This window comes from Algoriphagus alkaliphilus, assembly GCF_900103735.1.
GTDB classification, from domain to species: Bacteria; Bacteroidota; Bacteroidia; order Cytophagales; family Cyclobacteriaceae; genus Algoriphagus; species Algoriphagus alkaliphilus.
Genome location: NZ_FMXE01000021.1, coordinates 71,389 through 88,970, shown reverse-complemented (window position 1 = coordinate 88,970; position 17,582 = coordinate 71,389). Strand labels below are relative to the sequence as shown.

Below are 17,582 nucleotides of genomic sequence, written 5' to 3'. Positions count from 1 at the left end.
TAAAAAAGAATCATTTCTGAAGAAGAAGGCTAAAAAATAAGAGAGGAACTATCTCTCTAATAGGGGTATAAGCCTTAAGTTAACGCCAATGCCCGAATGGGGTCAAACCTTTGAATAGCCTCGGGTGAAACCCGTGGATATGACGATAATCTAAAGATTTGGCGACCCCGAAGGATGTCGAACTATTTTTGGATTTCACATTTTCATTTAAAATCGTCCATGCCTACGGCATTTTAAAAAACTATTATACCCTCGTATCCAGCCAATGAATTGGCTGGCTAGATGATCGCTCATGCCTACGGCACTTTTCTTTAAAATTTTAACTTAATTCCTTGCTAAAGCTGAAGGCAAATCATGAGGATTATATCTTTCAACTGTAGTCAACTCAATTTTCCAATCTTAAAATTTTCCAATTTTTCAATCGCTCATCACCCAAACAAATCCGAGCTGAGATATCTGTCTCCCCGGTCGCAGGTGATGCAGACAATCAGCCCTTCTTCCAGTTCTTTGGATAATTCGATTGCGGCATGCAAGGCTCCTCCGCTACTCATTCCGGCTAGGATTCCTTCTTCCTTGGCCATTCTCCGGGTCATCTCAGTAGCTTGCTGCTGACTGACGTCAATCACTCGGTCCACACGGACTGGCTCAAATATTTCTGGCAAAAACTCTGGGGACCAGCGTCGGATTCCGGGAATACTGGAACCGTCAGTAGGTTGAGTACCGACAATTTGTATGGCCGGATTAACCTCTTTCAGGTATCGGGAAACTCCCATAATCGTTCCAGTTGTACCCATTGCTGAGACAAAATGGGTCACCCTCCCGGCTGTATCTTTCCAGATTTCGGGACCGGTGGTCTTATAGTGAGCCAGGTAATTGTCCGGATTCCCAAACTGATTGAGCATAAAATATCCTTTCTCATCCCGCATCGTTTCTGCTAAAACCCGGGAATATTCAATCGTCTTTGCGGCTGGGGTCAAAATAACCTTTGCCCCATAGGCTTCCATGGAAAGCACCCGCTCTTTGGTGGAGTTATCCGGCATGATTAGGGTCATATCCAGTCCCAAGACTTTAGCCACCATCGCCAAAGCAATTCCGGTGTTTCCACTTGTGGCTTCGACCAGTTTATCTCCTTTTTTGATTTCTCCGCGATCCAAAGCCGATCGAATCATATTATATGCAGCACGATCCTTGACACTTCCACCGGGATTTTGTCCTTCCATTTTACAAAAAATCTTTGCCCTCCGATTAGTAGGAATAACTTCCAATTCCACCAAAGGCGTATTCCCGATCAGTTCAAAGAGTTTCATGTTTTTTTTCGATGATTTTTGACACAATGCCTAATTCAAAAGGAAATACTGGAATGATTAACTTTTATGAAATGAGAACAAATCCCTAGTGACTTAATTCGTCTATGTCATTTTTGAAGACATATACGTCAGTCACTGTACCTTCCTCGTGATGCATTTGGGTTTGGTAATAGACCTTCGACCCGGGAAGTACAGACTTGGTCAACCATACATTGCCTCCGATGATACTACTTTTGCCAATCGTTGTTTTACCGCCGAGGATGGTAGCACCGGCATAAATGACCACATTATCCTCGATGGTGGGGTGACGTTTGATGTCTGCATCAGCTTTTTCCACACTGAGTGCTCCAAGCGTCACGCCTTGGTAGATTTTTACATGATTCCCGATCACAGTTGTCTCTCCGATTACCACCCCTGTACCATGATCAATGCAAAAGTATTGCCCGATGGTAGCCCCTGGGTGGATATCAATTCCCGTTCGACTATGTGCAAATTCAGTGATCATTCTTGGTATTAATTTAATACCCAACTGAAGTAAAAGGTGGGCAATTCGATAGGCTGCAATCGCATAGAAACCAGGATAACTTCTGAGAATCTCTGTGCGTGATTTAGCAGCGGGATCTCCTGCGAACATGGCATCCACATCTTGATTTATCCAATCAAAAACCTTTTCTAAATCGACAATAAACCGCTTGGCGAGTTTTTCTCCATCACCAGAATGGAGGTGGATATTTCGGGTTAAGATATTGGAAAGCTGAGCTTGAAGATTTTCCAACCTAGATTTTACATCTTCCTCTTCACGGATTTTTTGGACGGAATATTCTGGGAAAAGTAACCCTAATAAATCCTCAAAATACTGTTGGATAAGCTTTGGAGAAGGGCAATCAGAACATTCCTGATGAGACTTATGTATTTTTTTTATAAAAGATTCCATAGGAAGTTAAAGGTGGAATTGTTACAGGACAAAACCAACCCGAATTACATAAGGTTCAGCATAGTAGGAATTTTGGTTATCGTGAAGGACGTTGTATAAAAAAGTAAAGTTAGCTCCACCCCTTGGACCAAATGGAGCAAAATACCCCCCTCCCACAAAAAAAGCATTGGTCCAGATTCGTCTAAAGTTCTCGACACGAACATCATATCGCTCCCAGTTGATGGATTCATACTCTAAATGAGTAAATATATTTGGCAGAATGTTGTACCTCCCAAATACCCGGCCTCCATAAGAAGCGCTCTGTGCACCCTGAAAACGCTTGTCATCATAATATTGAATGGTACCACCTAGGCCTCCGGATAGTTTGGGTGTGACCATGACTCCCATTAGAGGAGATACATCAATCAAAGTGATTGTTCCGAGCTGAAAGCCCATATTGCCCCCAAAATATAGGCGGTCCTTGAATGAAACGGAATCACCGGAAATTTCCCGCTGTCCAAAACTGTGATTTGAAACAAAAAAAAGCCCCAGAAGGACAATAGCCATCCATTTACTTTTCGACAACAACATAAAGATCTTCGGTTTGCTTTTTCATCAGATAGCGTTCACGGGCAAACTTTTCCAAAAGTTCAGGATTACTCATCAATTCTTCCCGTTCGGCAGTAATTTTACCTTTTTTCTCCAAGTAAAATTCCTTTTGATCCTCCAACTGATATAGCTTGTGACTTAGTCGAAAATGATTTACCAAGTTGTTGGAATCAATAAAAATCATCCAAAAAAGAAAAACCAATGTGGCCAGGACATAAAAATTACTACTGTATTTGATAAGTTTCATCATAATGGAATTGAATCTCGTGATCCAAGGTACAAAAATGGTGCAAAAAAAAGACAGCCCGCTTTAGTAGGCTGTCTCACGATATCTATTAAAGTGCTATTATTTCAATCTTCCCTTGAAAACGGCTGATTCTCCCAATTGCTCTTCGATTCTGAGCAACTGATTGTATTTGGCCATACGGTCAGAACGGGAAGCTGAGCCGGTTTTGATCTGTCCGCAGTTCACTGCCACTGCCAAGTCAGCGATAGTAGAGTCTTCCGTTTCACCGGATCTGTGCGACATCACTGCCGTAAATCCAGCCTTGTGAGCCAAGCTGATTGCATTCAAGGTCTCAGTCAATGTCCCAATTTGGTTTACTTTTACCAAGATAGAATTAGCGGATTTTTCTTCAATTCCTCTTTTCAGGAATTTGACATTTGTTACAAAAAGATCATCACCAACCAGTTGAACTTTATCTCCAATTTTGGCAGTCAGCATCGCCCATCCAGCCCAGTCTTCTTCAGCAAAGCCGTCTTCGATAGAATCAATAGGATATTTTTCTGTTAATTCAGCCAAGTAGGCAACCTGCTCTTCTCTTGATCTGATTTTTCCAGTTGGTCCTTCAAACTTGGTATAATCGTATTTTTCGTCTTTATAAAATTCGGAAGCAGCACAATCCAATGCAATCGTGACATCAGCACCAGCTTTGTAGCCGGCTTTTGCAATGGCATCCAAGATACAACCCAAAGCCTCTTCTGTTCCTCCGGAGAAGTTTGGAGCAAATCCGCCCTCATCTCCTACCGCAGTACTTAGCCCTTTATCATGAAGGATTTTTTTCAAATTATGGAAAATCTCAGCCCCCATCCGGATCGCCTCAGAAAAGCTGGAAGCGCCGACAGGGCGAACCATGAATTCTTGGAAAGCAATAGGTGCATCAGAGTGAGAACCACCGTTGATAATATTCAACATCGGAACAGGAAGCGTATTTGCGTTTACTCCACCGATGTATCTGTAAAGCGGCTGACCTGACTCCATTGCTGCGGCTTTGGCAACTGCCAAAGAAACACCTAAGATGGCATTTGCCCCGAGCTTGCTTTTGTTGGCAGTACCGTCCAGCTCGATCATAATTTGGTCAATCGTATTTTGCTCAAATACATCCATTCCTACCAACTCAGGGGCAATTATTTCATTTACATTGGCAACGGCTTTTAGTACGCCTTTGCCTAAATATTTGCTTTTGTCCCCGTCGCGGAGTTCGACTGCTTCATTCATACCGGTAGAAGCGCCACTTGGTACGGCCGCTCGGCCAAATGCACCATTTTCGGTGAAAACATCTACTTCTACAGTTGGATTACCTCTTGAATCGAGGATTTGTCTTGCATGAATTGATTGAATCAACGTCATAGTTTTAAAAGGTTTGTGAAAATTAGTTTTTATTAATAAGTGCTATGAACTCGTCAAAAAGGTAACGAGAATCATGGGGCCCCGGTGAGGACTCAGGGTGATATTGAACAGAGAATGCAGGCTTATTTTTCAGCCGAATACCAGCTACCGTGTTGTCATTCAGATGAACGTGAGTTATTTCTACTTCACTGTTTGTCTCAGTATCTTCTCTGACGACATTGAAACCATGATTTTGAGAGGTGATTTCACTTTTTCCTGTAATCAAATTTTTTATAGGATGATTGAGGCCTCTATGACCGTGATGCATTTTGTAGGTTTTGATTCCAACTGCCTCGGCAAGAAGTTGATGCCCCAGACAGATCCCGAAAACAGGCTTACCGGTTTCTAAAATTTCTTTAACAGTTTCGACCGCATAATCCATTACAGCAGGATCTCCAGGGCCGTTGGAAAGAAAAAATGCATCAGGATTCCATTCCTGAATTTCCTTTAGCTTGGTTTTAGCAGGAAAAACTTTGCAGTAAACTCCTCGTGTAGCGAGATTTCTAAGAATATTTTTTTTGATTCCAAAATCAAGACAGGCTACTTTCATTTTAGATGACTCGTCTCCATAAAAAAATGGTTCCTGAGTACAAACAGTAGAAGAAAGTTCTAAGCCATTCATGTCTGGAACCTTAGCTAATTCGGTTTTTAAGCCCGCTAGGTTTTCTTCAAATTCGGAACTGATAATGGCATTCATGGCGCCTTTTGATCTCAAGTGTCTCACCAGTTTCCGGGTGTCGATATCTGCAATGCCAGTAATCTTATATTTCACTAGGTAATCCTGCAAGGAACCGGAGGCATCCACCCGTGAAAAAATATCTGAAAAACTGTTGACGACAATACCTGCAACACATGGATGCTCAGATTCAATTTCTTCTGAATGCACGCCATAGTTTCCAATATGCGAAGTGGTGGTTACAACAATTTGACCGGTGTAGGATGGATCAGTGTAGATTTCCTGATAACCGGTCATTCCGGTATTGAAACAAATTTCACCACCATTTGTACCAGGATTTCCAATTAGTGAGCCATGGAATACAGTTCCATCAGCTAATAGAAGTGTTGCTTTCTTTTTACTCATTTTTTTAAAGATTGCCCAAAGTTAACCAAATCTTGGGAAGGAGGATAAGTGAAATGGGTATAAAAAAAGGATTGAACGAAAGTCCAATCCTTTTGATATTTGAAAATACTTTTCAATTTATTTTTCTTCGTTTTCGTTTTCCGCCAAAGCTTCAGGAGCACTAGGCTCTTCAGTTTTGGCTTCCACAACTGGGACGGAAACAGCTTCAGTCGCGACTGTTTCTTTAGCTCCAGCAGTTCCTCTACGGGATCTTCTGGTAGTCTTTTTCGCAGGCTTAGCATCCTTAAGCATAAGTTCATTATAATCTACCAGCTCGATGATACACATTTCAGCGTTATCACCAAGACGGAATCCAGTTTTAATAATTCTGGTATATCCTCCTGGACGATTGCCTACTTTGTCAATTATCTCACCAAAGAGCTCTTTAATCGCATCTTTGCTTTTAAGATATGAAAATGCAATACGCCTGTTATGTGTGGAGTCTTCTTTGGCTCTGGTCACCAGAGGTTCAACAAACTTCTTCAATTCTTTCGCCTTGGCAAGCGTAGTTGAAATACGCTTGTGAAGAATCAGGGAAGTTGCCATGTTGGAAAGCATTGCCTTTCTGTGGGAGGCAGTACGTCCAAGGTGGTTAAATTTCTTACCGTGTCTCATTTTATATTATTCTTCGTCAAGTTTGTACTTAGAAATATCCATCCCGAAGGTCAGACCTTTTTCTTGGATTAATTGCTCGAGTTCAGCCAATGACTTTTTTCCGAAGTTTCTGAATTTCATCATATCGGAAATTTCAAGTCTAGCTAAATCACCAAGAGTTCTCACATCAGCAGCTTTAAGACAGTTGAAAGCGCGAACAGATAAATCCAGATCGCTCAAAGAAGTCTTAAGAAGCTTACGCATGTGAAGGAATTCCTCATCGATAGGCTCCGGTTCCGAAATGCCGGTAGAATCTAAGACCATGGTCTGGTCAGAGAAAAGCATAAAGTGCTGAATCAAAATTTTGGCTGATTCCTGAAGTGCCTTCTCAGGATGGATAGAACCATCTGTAGATACTTCAAGGATCAATTTTTCAAAGTCAGTTTTCTGCTCTACACGGGTATTTTCTACGCTGTACTTCACATTCTTTATAGGAGTAAAGATCGCATCGATTGCAATTTGACCAAATACCTGCTCCTTAGGTCTGGATTCTTCAGCCGGCAGGTAACCTCTTCCTTTTTCGACTGTAATCTCAATTTCGAAATTTTTGGTTTCATCGATATGACAGATTATCAATTCCGGATTGAGTACTTCGAAGGAAGAAGTGAACTTAGCAATGTCCCCTGCAGTGAATACAGACTGATTTTTGATTTCCACAGTGATTTTCCCATCAAAGGCATCATGCACCTTCTTGAATCTCACTTGCTTCATGTTCAAAATAATATCAGTCACGTCTTCTACTACGCCATCAATGGATGAGAATTCGTGAACCACTCCTGGGATTTTGATAGAAGTGATGGCGTATCCCTCCAATGAAGAAAGCAAAATTCTTCTCAGGGCGTTACCAATGGTAACTCCATAGCCTTTTTCGAGTGGTTTGAAAGTGAACAAGCCGTGAAAGTCATCGGCTTTTTCCATCACCACTTTCTCGGGCATTTGAAATGCTAGTATGGACATATGTCTCGTTCTGGTTTTTAGCTGAAAATTGTAAAATTACTTAGAGTAAAGTTCGACAATGAGCTGCTCCTTGATATTCTCTGGAATATCATCTCTGCCCGGTACACTGACGAATTTGCCTGTCAAAGAAGCATTATCCCACTCTAACCAAGGATATCTATTTGCTGCTTTACCTGCCAGGCTGCTGGTGATTGCTTCGAGAGATTTAGAACGCTCTCTTACTGAAACAAGATCACCCGGCTTCAAAGTATAGGAAGGAATATTTACTACTTCTCCGTTGACCAAAATATGCTTGTGAGAAACAAGCTGTCTTGCACCACGACGTGTAGGAGCGATTCCCAATCTATAAACGGTGTTATCCAAACGAGCTTCAAGAAGCTGAAGGAGGTTTTCACCTGTAATACCTGTTTTTCTGGAAGCTGTATCAAACATCTTTGCAAATTGCCTTTCCAATATGCCATAGATGTATTTTGCTTTTTGCTTCTCAGCCAACTGGACAGCATATTCAGATTGCTTCTTTCTTCTACCACGACCATGCATTCCGGGAGGGTAGTTTTTCTTTTGAAGCGCCTTGCTATGCCCTTCTATTGCTTCTCCAAATTTTCTGGAGATTTTCGCTTTAGGACCTGTATATCTTGCCATTCTGTTACCTTTTTAAAATTAAACTCTTCTACGCTTAGGAGGACGACAGCCGTTGTGCGGCATTGGAGTCACGTCAATGATCGTCGTTACATCCAATCCTACGTTTTGCAATGTTCTGATCGCAGATTCGCGACCAGATCCTGGACCTTTTACGAACACTTCGATTTTTCTCAAACCTAAGTCGTATGCTACTTGTCCGCAGTTTTGGGCAGCCATCTGAGCAGCGTACGGAGTATTTTTCTTAGAGCCTCTGAAACCCATTTTACCGGCAGAAGCCCAAGAGATCACTTGACCTGCATTATTGGTAATAGAGATTATGATATTGTTGAAGGAGGCTCTGATGTGTGCCTGACCTACAGCTTCTACCTTTACTACTCTTTTTTTACCTTTTGCTTTATCGTTTCTTTTCTGAGCCATAATCTAAATCAGGTTTTATTTAGTTGCCTTCTTTTTGTTAGCAACAGTTTTACGCTTACCCTTCCTTGTTCTGGCGTTGTTTTTAGTGCCTTGACCACGTACCGGAAGTCCTTTTCTGTGTCTCAAACCTCTGTAACATCCTATGTCCATCAGGCGCTTGATGTTTAATTGGATCTCTGACTTCAGTACACCTTCGGTTCTGAGTTCTTCGGCAATAATGTTACGGATTGCGGTAGATTCTTCATCATTCCACTCTCCGGCCTTTTTGTCGAAAGAGATACCGGCCTTAGTCAGGATCGCTTTGGCAGCACTTCTTCCTATTCCGAAGATATAGGTAAGTCCGATTTCGCCGCGCTTATTGTCTGGTATGTCTACACCTGCAATTCTAGCCATGATTAACCTTGTCTTTGTTTATACTTAGGATTCTTCTTGTTGATGACATACAATACTCCTTTTCTACGGATTAGCTTGCAGTCAACACTTCTCTTTTTAATAGATGCCTTTACCTTCATGTCAGTCTATTTATATCGATATACTATTCTGCCTTTTGTCAAATCATAGGGAGATAATTCCAGCTTAACTTTATCTCCGGGGAGAATTTTAATATAATTCATTCTCATTTTCCCCGAAATATGAGCAATCAACTGATGTCCATTTTCAAGTTCCACTTTGAACATTGCATTAGACAATGCTTCGATGATGGTACCGTCTTGCTCTATTGATGTCTGTTTGGCCATATTAGAATTTAAAGACCTCTTCTATGTATTTATGCGTTGTCAAAACTTCTGTTTTATCTTCCAATATTGCAACCGTATGCTCATAATGAGCTGAAGGTTTCCGATCTGCAGTTCGGATAGTCCAGCCGTCTCGTTCTTGGACGATATTTCTCGTACCCAGATTGATCATTGGCTCAATTGCAATCACCATTCCCGCCTTAAGCGGGACACCACTTCCTTTTTTTCCATAATTAGGGACTTCAGGTGCTTCATGAAGTTTCTTTCCTAGACCATGTCCGACTAGCTCTCTGACTACTGTGTAGCCTTTAGCTTCTACAAACTTTTGGATTGAAAAACCAATATCACCAATTCTGTTCCCCACTACAGCTTGCTCGATTCCCAGATAGAGCGAATCTCGAGTGGCTTTTAACAATGCTTTTACAGAAGGGGAGACCTCACCGATAGGATACGTATAAGCGGAATCGCTATGAAAACCTTGGTGAAAGACTCCACAATCTACTGAGATTATATCGCCATCTTTCAATTCATAATCACTTGGAAAACCGTGAACAATTACCTCATTCACCGAAATGCAAAGTGAAGCGGGAAAACCGTTATACCCTTTAAATGAAGGTACACCATTGTGATCCCTAATAAACTCTTCAGCAACTTTGTCAAGAAAAGAGGTCTTTACCCCTTCTTTGATATGCTTGGCAACTTCTCCGTGAGCTCTACCAAGAATATCAGCACTCTGTTTTATTAACTGAACTTCTTCCGAAGTCTTGTATTGAATCATATTAAGCTACTTGGTAATTCGAAGGATTATTCTTCAGATTACCGCTTTTCATCATTCCTTCGTAATGTCTCATGAGCAAATAGCTTTCAATTTGTCTCAAAGTATCCATGATAACACCCACCATAATAAGCAGGGAAGTACCACCATAAAATTGAGCAAACTCACCACCTACACCAGCAATGATTGCCAAAGCAGGAAGGATTGCAACTGCTGCTAAAAGAACAGAACCTGGTAAAGTAATCTTGGAAATAATCCCATCGATAAACTCTGAGGTAGGTGCACCTGGCTTGATACCAGGGACAAAACCACCATTACGTTTCATGTCCTCAGCAATTTGTTCGGGGTTAACCGTGATAGCAGTATAAAAGAACGTAAAGATGATAATCAAAGCTGCAAACAAAAGGTTATACTGCCATGAGGTGAAATCACTGAAAGTAGTACCAATGTAGTTGGCGATGTCACTTTCCCCTGCCCAAATCTGGGCAATCAATGCAGGAACAAACATCAATGATTGGGCGAAAATGATAGGCATTACACCCGACGCATTTACCTTAATTGGAATGTATTGTCTTTGTCCTCCATATACCTTACCACCTACTACTTGCTTCGCATATTGAACTGGAATTCTTCTTGTTGCTTCAGTGAGAGCGATTACTCCCACAACAACAAAGAACAAAACAACAGCCTCAATGATGAGGAGCAACATGCCTGAAGTGCCTTTTTCAAGACCCTCAGCTATTATGGCACCTGGAAATCTTGAAATGATACCAATCATGATAAGCATTGAAATTCCATTGCCAATTCCTTTCTCAGTGATTTTTTCACCCAACCACATACAGAACATCGTTCCTGCTGATAGCAGAACCAAGGAACTAAACATGAAAAGGGAGGTACTGACCATTACTGCACCGGTGGGAAGTATCGTGGCCGATACATAACCTATACCTTGTGCCACAGTAATTGCGATGGTAAGGACTCGGGTGATCTGGTTGATTCGTTTTCTACCGGACTCACCCTCCTTTTGCATTTTCTGAAAATAAGGAACCCCGACAGTCAACAGCTGCAGCACAATGGAAGCAGAGATATAGGGCATAATTCCCAGTCCAAAGATTGAAGCATTACTAAATGCCCCTCCAAGGAAAGTATCAATCAAACCGAAAATCCCCTCAGGAGCATCTCCCAACTTGGAAGGATCTACACCGGGAAGAACGATAAATGATCCTAACCTGAAAATAATTAAGAATCCAATTGTGTTTACAATTCTGACTCTCAAATCTTCGATTGAGAAAATGTTCCTAACTGTCGAAATAAACTTTTTCATTTACTTAAATCTTGTTTACGGTACCGCCTAGTTTTTCAATAACTTCAACAGCTGAAGCGGAAAACTTGTGGGCAGTCACCTCTAATTTGGCCGTTAGTTCACCACCACCGAGAATTTTTATCTTATCATTCTTGGAAGCAATACCATGAGCCACTAATGCATCCATGTCTATTGTAGCAAGATTGAATTGATCGGCTAGGTCTTGCAAGGTATCCAAATTTACTGGTTTGAACTCCACCCTGTTGAAGGATTTAAAGCCAAATTTGGGTACTCTTCTTTGGAGCGGCATCTGACCACCTTCAAACCCAGCTTTAGACTTATATCCTGAACGGGATTTAGCGCCTTTATGGCCTCTTGTAGATGTTCCACCTCGACCAGAACCAGTACCACGACCAATTCTCTTACGGTTTTTAGTTGAACCTTCTGACGGAGTTAATGTATTTAGTTTCATGATTAAGCTGCCTCCACTTTTACAAGGTGATTCACTTTATTTACCATTCCAGCAATCTGTGGAGTATTCTCTACTACTACAGACTTGCTAATACGCCCCAGACCCAAAGCAGTAATAGTTGCTTTCTGATCTTTTGGTCTGTCGATCGTACTTTTTACCTGTGTGATTTTAATCTTCGCCATGATAATTATCCGTTAAAGACTTTCGCCATTTTCACACCACGCTGTTGAGAAACAGCGATTGCATCTCTTAACTGAGTAAGTGCATCGATAGTAGCTTTCACCACGTTGTGAGGATTCGATGAACCTTTAGATTTAGCCAAAACGTCAGTTACACCAGCACTTTCCAAAACCGCACGCATTGCACCACCGGCTATTACACCCGTACCTGCTGCAGCTGGCTTGATTAATACAAGTCCGCCACCGAATTTTCCGATTTGCTCATGAGGAATAGTGCCTTTCAAAACCGGTACTTTAACCAGGTTTTTCTTTGCATCCTCGATGCCTTTGGTGATTGCATCTGTTACTTCGTTGGCTTTGCCTAATCCGTAACCTACAACACCTTGGCCATCACCTACTACTACGATTGCAGAGAAGGAGAATCTTCTACCACCTTTAACCACTTTGGCCACTCGGTTGATAGCTACTACTTTCTCTTTTAGTTCTGTATCTGTAGCCCTAATGGGTTTTCTTCTTACTTGAGACATAATGATTAAAATTTAAGGCCACCTTCTCTGGCGCCTTCAGCCAAAGCTTTCACATTACCATGATACAAGTAGCCGTTTCTATCGAATACAACTACAGATACGCCATTGGCTACTGCTCTTTCAGCGAGTTTTTTACCTACTTCTTTGGATACTCCAATAGTAGTGTTGGTTTTCGCACCAAGCTCTTTTGAAGATGCTTGTGCCAAAGTGAGACCTTTAAGGTCATCCACCAATTGCGCGTAAATGCCTGTATTACTTTTGAATACTGACAGACGAGGTCTGGAATCTGTACCAGAAATCTTTCTTCTGATACCTTGTTTGATTCTAAGTCTTCTGGAAGTCTTATTAAATGCCATAACCTTTTATTTTTTTCCGGCAGTTTTACCAGCCTTACGTCTAACTTGTTCACCAACGAAACGCACACCTTTACCTTTGTATGGTTCCACCTTACGGAGTGATTTGATTTTGGCAGCTACCTGCCCAATCAATTCCTTATCGATACCTTCCAAAGTAATGAATGGGTTTTTACCTTTTGGAGTCTCTGTTTTAATAGAGATTTCATTTGGCATCACCATAAAAATACTGTGAGAGTAACCTAAGCTAAGCTCAAGTATTTGGCCTTGATTAGAAGCCTTATAACCTACACCGACTAACTCAAGATCTTTTTTGTATCCTTCAGAGACACCGAGCACCATGTTGTTGATCAATGATCTGTAAAGACCATGCAAAGATTTGTGTCTTTTAGACTCGGTAGGTCGAGTGACAACTATTTCGTTGCCTTCTACTTTCACCTGAATATCCGGATTCACATCCTGAGTCAGTGTACCCTTTGGACCTTTAACAGTGACAGTTCCATGAGCTGACACGTCTACAGTAACACCGCCGGGTAGATTTATTGGTTTTTTACCTATTCTAGACATGATAGTATATTAATAAACGTAGCAAAGTACTTCGCCTCCGATACCTTCGGTACGTGCCTCTTTGTCAGTCATCACACCTTTTGAGGTGGATACGATTGCTATGCCCAAGCCATTGATAACTCTCGGGAGTTCGTCATGCTTTACATATTTTCTTAAACCTGGCGTACTAACTCTTTCAAGGCTTACGATTGCGTTCTGCTTACTCGCAGGATTGTACTTCAAAGCGATCTTGATGGTTCCCTGAGAACCATCTTGTTCAAACTTATAGTTTTGAATATATCCTTTGTCGTGCAATACTTTCGTAATCTCCTTCTTGATGTTAGAAGCAGGTATCTCAACGATTCGGTGAGAGGCCTTTATGGCATTTCTCAACCTTGTCAGATAATCAGCTATTGGATCAGTCATGGTATTTTATGGTCTAGCTCCACCCGTTTTGGGCGTGCAAAGTTACGAATTGATTTTTAGAATAAAAACTACTGTCGCTATTTTACCAGCTGGACTTTGTAATTCCAGGGATCTTGCCTGCTGAGGCCATTTCTCTGAAAGTTACCCTGTTGATACCAAACTTTCTCATGTAGCCTTTTGGGCGGCCAGTAAGTTTGCAACGATTATGTAATCTTACCGGTGAAGCATTCTTTGGCAATTTGTCAAGGCCTTCATAATCACCGGCCGCTTTCAGCTCAGCTCTTTTCTTGGCATACTTGGCTACCAGGTACTCTCTCTTTCTCTCACGAGCTTTAATGGATTCTTTTGCCATGATTATTCTTCTTTATTTTTGTTAACGAACGGCATTCCGAAAGCTTTCAATAAAGCATAGCTTTCCTCGTCTGTCTTGGCTGAAGTAACAAAGGTGATATCCATACCGGATATTCTATTCACTTTTTCTATAGAAATTTCAGGGAAGATAATTTGCTCAGTTACACCCAGCGTATAGTTACCTCTTCCGTCAAATCCTTTGTCAGAAATGCCTTTAAAATCACGAACACGAGGTAAAGCGACAGTAATCAAACGGTCAAGAAATTCGTACATTTTTTCTCCTCTGAGTGTCACTTTAGCTCCAATTGGCATACCTTCTCTCAACTTAAAGTTGGATACGGCGATTTTTGATTTGGTAGCTACAGCTCTTTGTCCAGTGATTAATGAAAGCTCTTCAACTCCCTGATCAACCAATTTCTTATCAGCCACGGCAGCACCAATTCCTTTGTTAAGGACGATCTTGGTCAACTGAGGCACTTGCATGACAGAAGAGTATTGAAATTTTTCCTTCAAAGCAGGAACGATATCGCCCACATACTTTGCTTTCATTCTTGAATTAGCCATTGATCACCTCCCCGGTTTTCTTTGAGAATCTAACTAGTTTTCCATTTTCACCTGCCTTACGACCTGTTCTGGTGGCTTCACCAGTTTTAGGATCTACTAGCATCAGGTTACTGATATGTAGCGCAGCTTCTTTCTTTTCGATGCCACCTTGTGGTTTTGCTGCAGTGGGCTTGACGTGTTTTGTGATCATATTGATCCCTTCCACGAAAGCTTTTCTTTTTTCAACAACTACAGAAAGTACTTTTCCTGTTTTTCCTTTATCATCGCCAGCGATTACTTTAACGGTATCACCGGTTTTGATATGCAGTTTTGTCTGCTTGTTCAATTTTCTTTCCATGATTACAGTACTTCAGGGGCCAAAGAAATGATTTTCATGAACTGCTTTTCTCTGAGTTCTCTGGCCACGGGTCCGAAGATACGAGTACCTCTTGGCTCATCGTTGTTGTTAAGCAACACGGCAGCATTATCTTCAAATCGGATGTAGGATCCATCTTTTCTACGGATCTCCTTTTTGGTTCGCACGATAACCGCTTTAGAAACGGTACCTTTTTTCATGTTGCTGGAAGATAGGGCCGACTTTACAGTCACGACTACTTTATCACCGATGGAAGCGTAACGCTTCCCAGTTCCTCCCAATACGCGGATAACGAGTACTTCTTTAGCACCTGAGTTATCTGCAACGCCTAGTCTGGATTCTTGCTGTATCATGATTACTTAGCCCTTTCAATAATTTCAACTAATCTCCAACGCTTGTTCTTGCTCAGCGGACGAGTCTCACTGATTTTCACCAAGTCACCTGGGTGGCATTCATTGTTCTCGTCATGAACCATAAATTTGGTAGTCTTAGCCATAAATTTACCATAGATAGGGTGCTTCACTTTACGTTCCACTGCCACTGTTATGGATTTATCCATTTTATCACTAACAACCTTACCAATTCTCTCTTTGCGAAGATTTCTCTCAATCGTAGCCATTTTCTTTTCTGTTAGCTAGTTATTTGGAAGCTAATGCAGTCTTCAATCTTGCGACAAGACGCTTGGCTTCTCTGATTCTGTTAGGATTCTCTATCGGAGTAATCGAGTGAGCAAACTTAAGCTTGCTTAGATTCTCCTTCTCAGCGACTACTCGCTCAGCGATCTCACTTGCGGAAAGGGATCTGATTTCTGTATTTTTCATTGCTTATGATTATTCTGCGTAGTCTCTACGAACAACAAAACTTGTACTTACGGGTAGCTTCTGCTGCGCAAGTCTCAATGCATCTTTAGCAACCTCCAGGCTAACGCCTGTAGCTTCGAAGAGTATCGTACCCGGTTTGATAACAGCTACCCAATATTCCGGAGCACCTTTACCCTTACCCATACGTACTTCTGCGGGCTTTTTAGTGATCGGCTTGTCAGGAAAAATCCTGATCCAAACTTGACCTTCTCTCTTCATAGCTCTTGTCATGGCAATACGTGCTGCCTCGATCTGGCGAGAAGTAATCCATCCTGGCTCAAGGGATTTTACACCAAAGTTACCAAAAGAGAGTTCTGCCCCTCTAGTAGCAAGACCTTTGACACGGCCCTTGTGCATTTTTCTATATTTCGTTCTTTTCGGCTGTAACATGATTTCTCACTTATTCGGTGAAAATAGTTATTTCTTATTTCTGCGTCTTGGACCGTTATTATCTCGATCACCTCTGCCACCTTTAGGGTTCGGGCTACGCTGTGCGCCTTTAGGCTCATTTGCAGCTCCTTGGTTTGGAGAAAGATCTCTTTTTCCATATACCTCACCTTTGAAAATCCATACTTTGATTCCGATGATTCCGTACACAGTAAGTGCCTCGGAAAGTGCGTAATCAATGTCGGCTCTCAAGGTATGCAAAGGGATACGTCCTTCTTTGTACATTTCAGAACGGGCCATTTCAGCTCCGCCCAATCGACCAGAAAGTTTAACTTTGATTCCTTCTGCTCCCACTCGCATGGATGCTGCAATTGCTTGCTTCATTGCTCTTCTGAAGGAAATTCTAGCTTGAAGTTGCTGTGCGATAGACTCACCGACTAATTTCGCATCCAATTCTGGTCGCTTAATTTCGAAGATATTGATTTGAATATCTTTGTTGGTGATCTTCTTAAGCTCTTCTTTTAGCTTATCTACTTCGGCTCCGCCTTTACCAATTACTACTCCCGGACGGGCGGTATGTATCGTCAAAGTGATTCTTTTAAGCGTACGCTCGATGATTACTTTGGAAATACCTCCTTTAGGGATCCTGGCAAGGACATACTTACGGATCTGCTGATCTTCGTACAGTTTTTCAGCGAAGTCTTTCCCACCATACCAGTTGGAATCCCAGCCTTTGACTACACCAAGTCTAAATCCTATTGGGTTAATCTTTTGTCCCATAGTCTTTCTTAATTTGCCTTTTCGTTTGTTTCAACTAAATCAGCGGTAACGTCTCCTGCGATGAACGCGTCAACTACAAGGGTTACATGATTGGATCTTTTGCGAATTCTATGACCACGTCCCTGAGGAGCCGGTCTTAGTCTCTTAAGTGACCTGCCTTCATCAACCATAAGGGTCTTGATATACAAATCAGCCTCTTCAAGCTTTTCGTCAGGATTTTTAGCCTGCCAGTTGGCTACCGCAGAAAGGAGAAGTTTCTCCAATTTCATCGCTCCATGATTTGGAGTGAATTTCAAAATGCTAAGTGCCAATCCTACTCGCTTACCTCTCACGAGGTCAGCCACAAGGCGCATTTTGCGCGGGGATGTAGGAACGTTTTTTAATCTTGCTACTGCTTCCATGATTATCTCTTTCCTTTATCTTTTTTAGCAATGTGGCCACGGAAGTTTCTAGTCGGAGCAAATTCACCCAGCTTGTGACCTACCATGTTGTCAGTGACAAACACCGGGATAAATTTATTTCCGTTATGCACTGCGAAGGTATGGCCTACGAAATCCGGTGAAATCATAGAACGTCTTGACCAAGTCTTGATGACAGATTTCTTGCCTGACTCGTTCATGACATCTACTTTCTTCACCAGATGGTGCTCGATATAAGGACCTTTTTTTAATGAACGTGCCAT

Annotated in this window: 31 protein-coding genes; all 31 read right to left on the bottom strand. The window is 41.7% G+C overall.

From position 1 onward, the window contains the following. Positions 1 to 428: 428 nt before the first annotated feature. Entirely contained in the window at positions 429 to 1,307 is an 879-nt protein-coding gene (cysM, locus tag BLQ81_RS14605) for a cysteine synthase CysM (protein ID WP_092731278.1), read from the bottom strand. Between the two features lie 85 nt (positions 1,308 to 1,392). Further along, positions 1,393 to 2,241, bottom strand: coding sequence for a serine O-acetyltransferase (locus BLQ81_RS14600; RefSeq protein ID WP_092731276.1), 849 nt, complete (start codon positions 2,239 to 2,241; stop codon positions 1,393 to 1,395). 21 nt (positions 2,242 to 2,262) lie between these two features. After that, positions 2,263 to 2,811: a hypothetical protein gene (locus BLQ81_RS14595; RefSeq protein ID WP_092731274.1), complete on the bottom strand. Its 549-nt coding sequence runs from the start codon at positions 2,809 to 2,811 to the stop codon at positions 2,263 to 2,265. Further along, a complete protein-coding gene (locus tag BLQ81_RS14590; RefSeq protein WP_092731272.1) occupies positions 2,792 to 3,079 on the bottom strand; it encodes an FtsB family cell division protein in 288 nt (95 codons plus the stop codon). The genes BLQ81_RS14595 and BLQ81_RS14590 overlap by 20 nt, the downstream gene beginning before the upstream one ends. Positions 3,080 to 3,175: 96 nt before the next feature. Further along, a complete protein-coding gene (eno, locus tag BLQ81_RS14585; RefSeq protein ID WP_092731270.1) occupies positions 3,176 to 4,459 on the bottom strand; it encodes a phosphopyruvate hydratase in 1,284 nt (427 codons plus the stop codon). Between the two features lie 22 nt (positions 4,460 to 4,481). Further along, complete coding sequence (gene carA, locus BLQ81_RS14580) at positions 4,482 to 5,579, bottom strand: glutamine-hydrolyzing carbamoyl-phosphate synthase small subunit (RefSeq protein ID WP_092731268.1); 1,098 nt, start codon at positions 5,577 to 5,579, stop codon at positions 4,482 to 4,484. Between the two features lie 117 nt (positions 5,580 to 5,696). After that, positions 5,697 to 6,233: a 50S ribosomal protein L17 gene (gene rplQ / locus BLQ81_RS14575; protein WP_092731266.1), complete on the bottom strand. Its 537-nt coding sequence runs from the start codon at positions 6,231 to 6,233 to the stop codon at positions 5,697 to 5,699. Positions 6,234 to 6,239: 6 nt separating this feature from the next. Next, a complete protein-coding gene (locus BLQ81_RS14570; RefSeq protein WP_092731264.1) occupies positions 6,240 to 7,229 on the bottom strand; it encodes a DNA-directed RNA polymerase subunit alpha in 990 nt (329 codons plus the stop codon). A gap of 36 nt (positions 7,230 to 7,265) precedes the next feature. After that, positions 7,266 to 7,871: a 30S ribosomal protein S4 gene (rpsD, locus tag BLQ81_RS14565; RefSeq protein ID WP_092731262.1), complete on the bottom strand. Its 606-nt coding sequence runs from the start codon at positions 7,869 to 7,871 to the stop codon at positions 7,266 to 7,268. An 18-nt stretch (positions 7,872 to 7,889) separates the two neighbouring features. Beyond that, complete coding sequence (gene rpsK / locus BLQ81_RS14560; RefSeq protein WP_092731260.1) at positions 7,890 to 8,288, bottom strand: 30S ribosomal protein S11; 399 nt, start codon at positions 8,286 to 8,288, stop codon at positions 7,890 to 7,892. A gap of 15 nt (positions 8,289 to 8,303) precedes the next feature. Further along, positions 8,304 to 8,681 (bottom strand): 30S ribosomal protein S13, encoded by a 378-nt coding sequence (rpsM, locus tag BLQ81_RS14555; RefSeq protein WP_092731258.1) that lies wholly within the window; start codon positions 8,679 to 8,681, stop codon positions 8,304 to 8,306. 2 nt (positions 8,682 to 8,683) lie between these two features. Next, the gene (gene rpmJ / locus BLQ81_RS14550) at positions 8,684 to 8,800 is read right to left on the bottom strand and encodes a 50S ribosomal protein L36 (RefSeq protein ID WP_092731256.1); all 117 of its coding nucleotides are present in this window, start codon (positions 8,798 to 8,800) and stop codon (positions 8,684 to 8,686) included. Positions 8,801 to 8,806: 6 nt separating this feature from the next. Beyond that, a complete protein-coding gene (gene infA / locus BLQ81_RS14545; RefSeq protein WP_009183359.1) occupies positions 8,807 to 9,025 on the bottom strand; it encodes a translation initiation factor IF-1 in 219 nt (72 codons plus the stop codon). A 1-nt stretch (position 9,026) separates the two neighbouring features. After that, positions 9,027 to 9,800: a type I methionyl aminopeptidase gene (map, locus tag BLQ81_RS14540; protein ID WP_092731254.1), complete on the bottom strand. Its 774-nt coding sequence runs from the start codon at positions 9,798 to 9,800 to the stop codon at positions 9,027 to 9,029. 1 nt (position 9,801) lies between these two features. Further along, positions 9,802 to 11,121, bottom strand: a complete 1,320-nt coding sequence (gene secY, locus BLQ81_RS14535; RefSeq protein WP_092731252.1) for a preprotein translocase subunit SecY — start codon at positions 11,119 to 11,121, stop codon at positions 9,802 to 9,804. Positions 11,122 to 11,125: 4 nt separating this feature from the next. After that, the gene (gene rplO, locus BLQ81_RS14530; protein WP_092731251.1) at positions 11,126 to 11,572 is read right to left on the bottom strand and encodes a 50S ribosomal protein L15; all 447 of its coding nucleotides are present in this window, start codon (positions 11,570 to 11,572) and stop codon (positions 11,126 to 11,128) included. Positions 11,573 to 11,574: 2 nt separating this feature from the next. Then, positions 11,575 to 11,754 (bottom strand): 50S ribosomal protein L30, encoded by a 180-nt coding sequence (rpmD, locus tag BLQ81_RS14525; RefSeq protein WP_092731250.1) that lies wholly within the window; start codon positions 11,752 to 11,754, stop codon positions 11,575 to 11,577. A 5-nt stretch (positions 11,755 to 11,759) separates the two neighbouring features. Next, positions 11,760 to 12,278 carry a 30S ribosomal protein S5 gene (rpsE, locus tag BLQ81_RS14520; protein ID WP_077346324.1) on the bottom strand — a complete coding sequence of 173 codons (519 nt, stop codon included), beginning with the start codon at positions 12,276 to 12,278 and terminating at the stop codon, positions 11,760 to 11,762. 5 nt (positions 12,279 to 12,283) lie between these two features. Then, a complete protein-coding gene (rplR, locus tag BLQ81_RS14515) occupies positions 12,284 to 12,634 on the bottom strand; it encodes a 50S ribosomal protein L18 (protein ID WP_092731249.1) in 351 nt (116 codons plus the stop codon). A gap of 6 nt (positions 12,635 to 12,640) precedes the next feature. Continuing rightward, positions 12,641 to 13,198: a 50S ribosomal protein L6 gene (rplF, locus tag BLQ81_RS14510; protein ID WP_092731247.1), complete on the bottom strand. Its 558-nt coding sequence runs from the start codon at positions 13,196 to 13,198 to the stop codon at positions 12,641 to 12,643. Between the two features lie 9 nt (positions 13,199 to 13,207). After that, positions 13,208 to 13,603, bottom strand: coding sequence for a 30S ribosomal protein S8 (gene rpsH / locus BLQ81_RS14505; RefSeq protein ID WP_092731245.1), 396 nt, complete (start codon positions 13,601 to 13,603; stop codon positions 13,208 to 13,210). A gap of 82 nt (positions 13,604 to 13,685) precedes the next feature. Then, a complete protein-coding gene (rpsN, locus tag BLQ81_RS14500) occupies positions 13,686 to 13,955 on the bottom strand; it encodes a 30S ribosomal protein S14 (RefSeq protein ID WP_092731243.1) in 270 nt (89 codons plus the stop codon). Positions 13,956 to 13,957: 2 nt separating this feature from the next. After that, positions 13,958 to 14,518 (bottom strand): 50S ribosomal protein L5, encoded by a 561-nt coding sequence (gene rplE / locus BLQ81_RS14495; protein ID WP_092731241.1) that lies wholly within the window; start codon positions 14,516 to 14,518, stop codon positions 13,958 to 13,960. Then, entirely contained in the window at positions 14,511 to 14,855 is a 345-nt protein-coding gene (gene rplX / locus BLQ81_RS14490) for a 50S ribosomal protein L24 (RefSeq protein WP_092731239.1), read from the bottom strand. The genes rplE and rplX overlap by 8 nt, the downstream gene beginning before the upstream one ends. A gap of 2 nt (positions 14,856 to 14,857) precedes the next feature. Beyond that, complete coding sequence (gene rplN / locus BLQ81_RS14485; RefSeq protein ID WP_026966248.1) at positions 14,858 to 15,226, bottom strand: 50S ribosomal protein L14; 369 nt, start codon at positions 15,224 to 15,226, stop codon at positions 14,858 to 14,860. Between the two features lie 2 nt (positions 15,227 to 15,228). After that, complete coding sequence (gene rpsQ / locus BLQ81_RS14480; RefSeq protein WP_092731237.1) at positions 15,229 to 15,492, bottom strand: 30S ribosomal protein S17; 264 nt, start codon at positions 15,490 to 15,492, stop codon at positions 15,229 to 15,231. Between the two features lie 19 nt (positions 15,493 to 15,511). Beyond that, positions 15,512 to 15,694 carry a 50S ribosomal protein L29 gene (gene rpmC, locus BLQ81_RS14475; RefSeq protein WP_092731235.1) on the bottom strand — a complete coding sequence of 61 codons (183 nt, stop codon included), beginning with the start codon at positions 15,692 to 15,694 and terminating at the stop codon, positions 15,512 to 15,514. Between the two features lie 9 nt (positions 15,695 to 15,703). Next, positions 15,704 to 16,123 carry a 50S ribosomal protein L16 gene (gene rplP, locus BLQ81_RS14470; RefSeq protein ID WP_092731233.1) on the bottom strand — a complete coding sequence of 140 codons (420 nt, stop codon included), beginning with the start codon at positions 16,121 to 16,123 and terminating at the stop codon, positions 15,704 to 15,706. 27 nt (positions 16,124 to 16,150) lie between these two features. Beyond that, positions 16,151 to 16,900 carry a 30S ribosomal protein S3 gene (gene rpsC / locus BLQ81_RS14465; RefSeq protein ID WP_092731231.1) on the bottom strand — a complete coding sequence of 250 codons (750 nt, stop codon included), beginning with the start codon at positions 16,898 to 16,900 and terminating at the stop codon, positions 16,151 to 16,153. An 8-nt stretch (positions 16,901 to 16,908) separates the two neighbouring features. Beyond that, complete coding sequence (gene rplV, locus BLQ81_RS14460) at positions 16,909 to 17,301, bottom strand: 50S ribosomal protein L22 (RefSeq protein WP_092731229.1); 393 nt, start codon at positions 17,299 to 17,301, stop codon at positions 16,909 to 16,911. Between the two features lie 2 nt (positions 17,302 to 17,303). Beyond that, positions 17,304 to 17,582, bottom strand: coding sequence for a 30S ribosomal protein S19 (rpsS, locus tag BLQ81_RS14455; protein WP_074226879.1), 279 nt, complete (start codon positions 17,580 to 17,582; stop codon positions 17,304 to 17,306).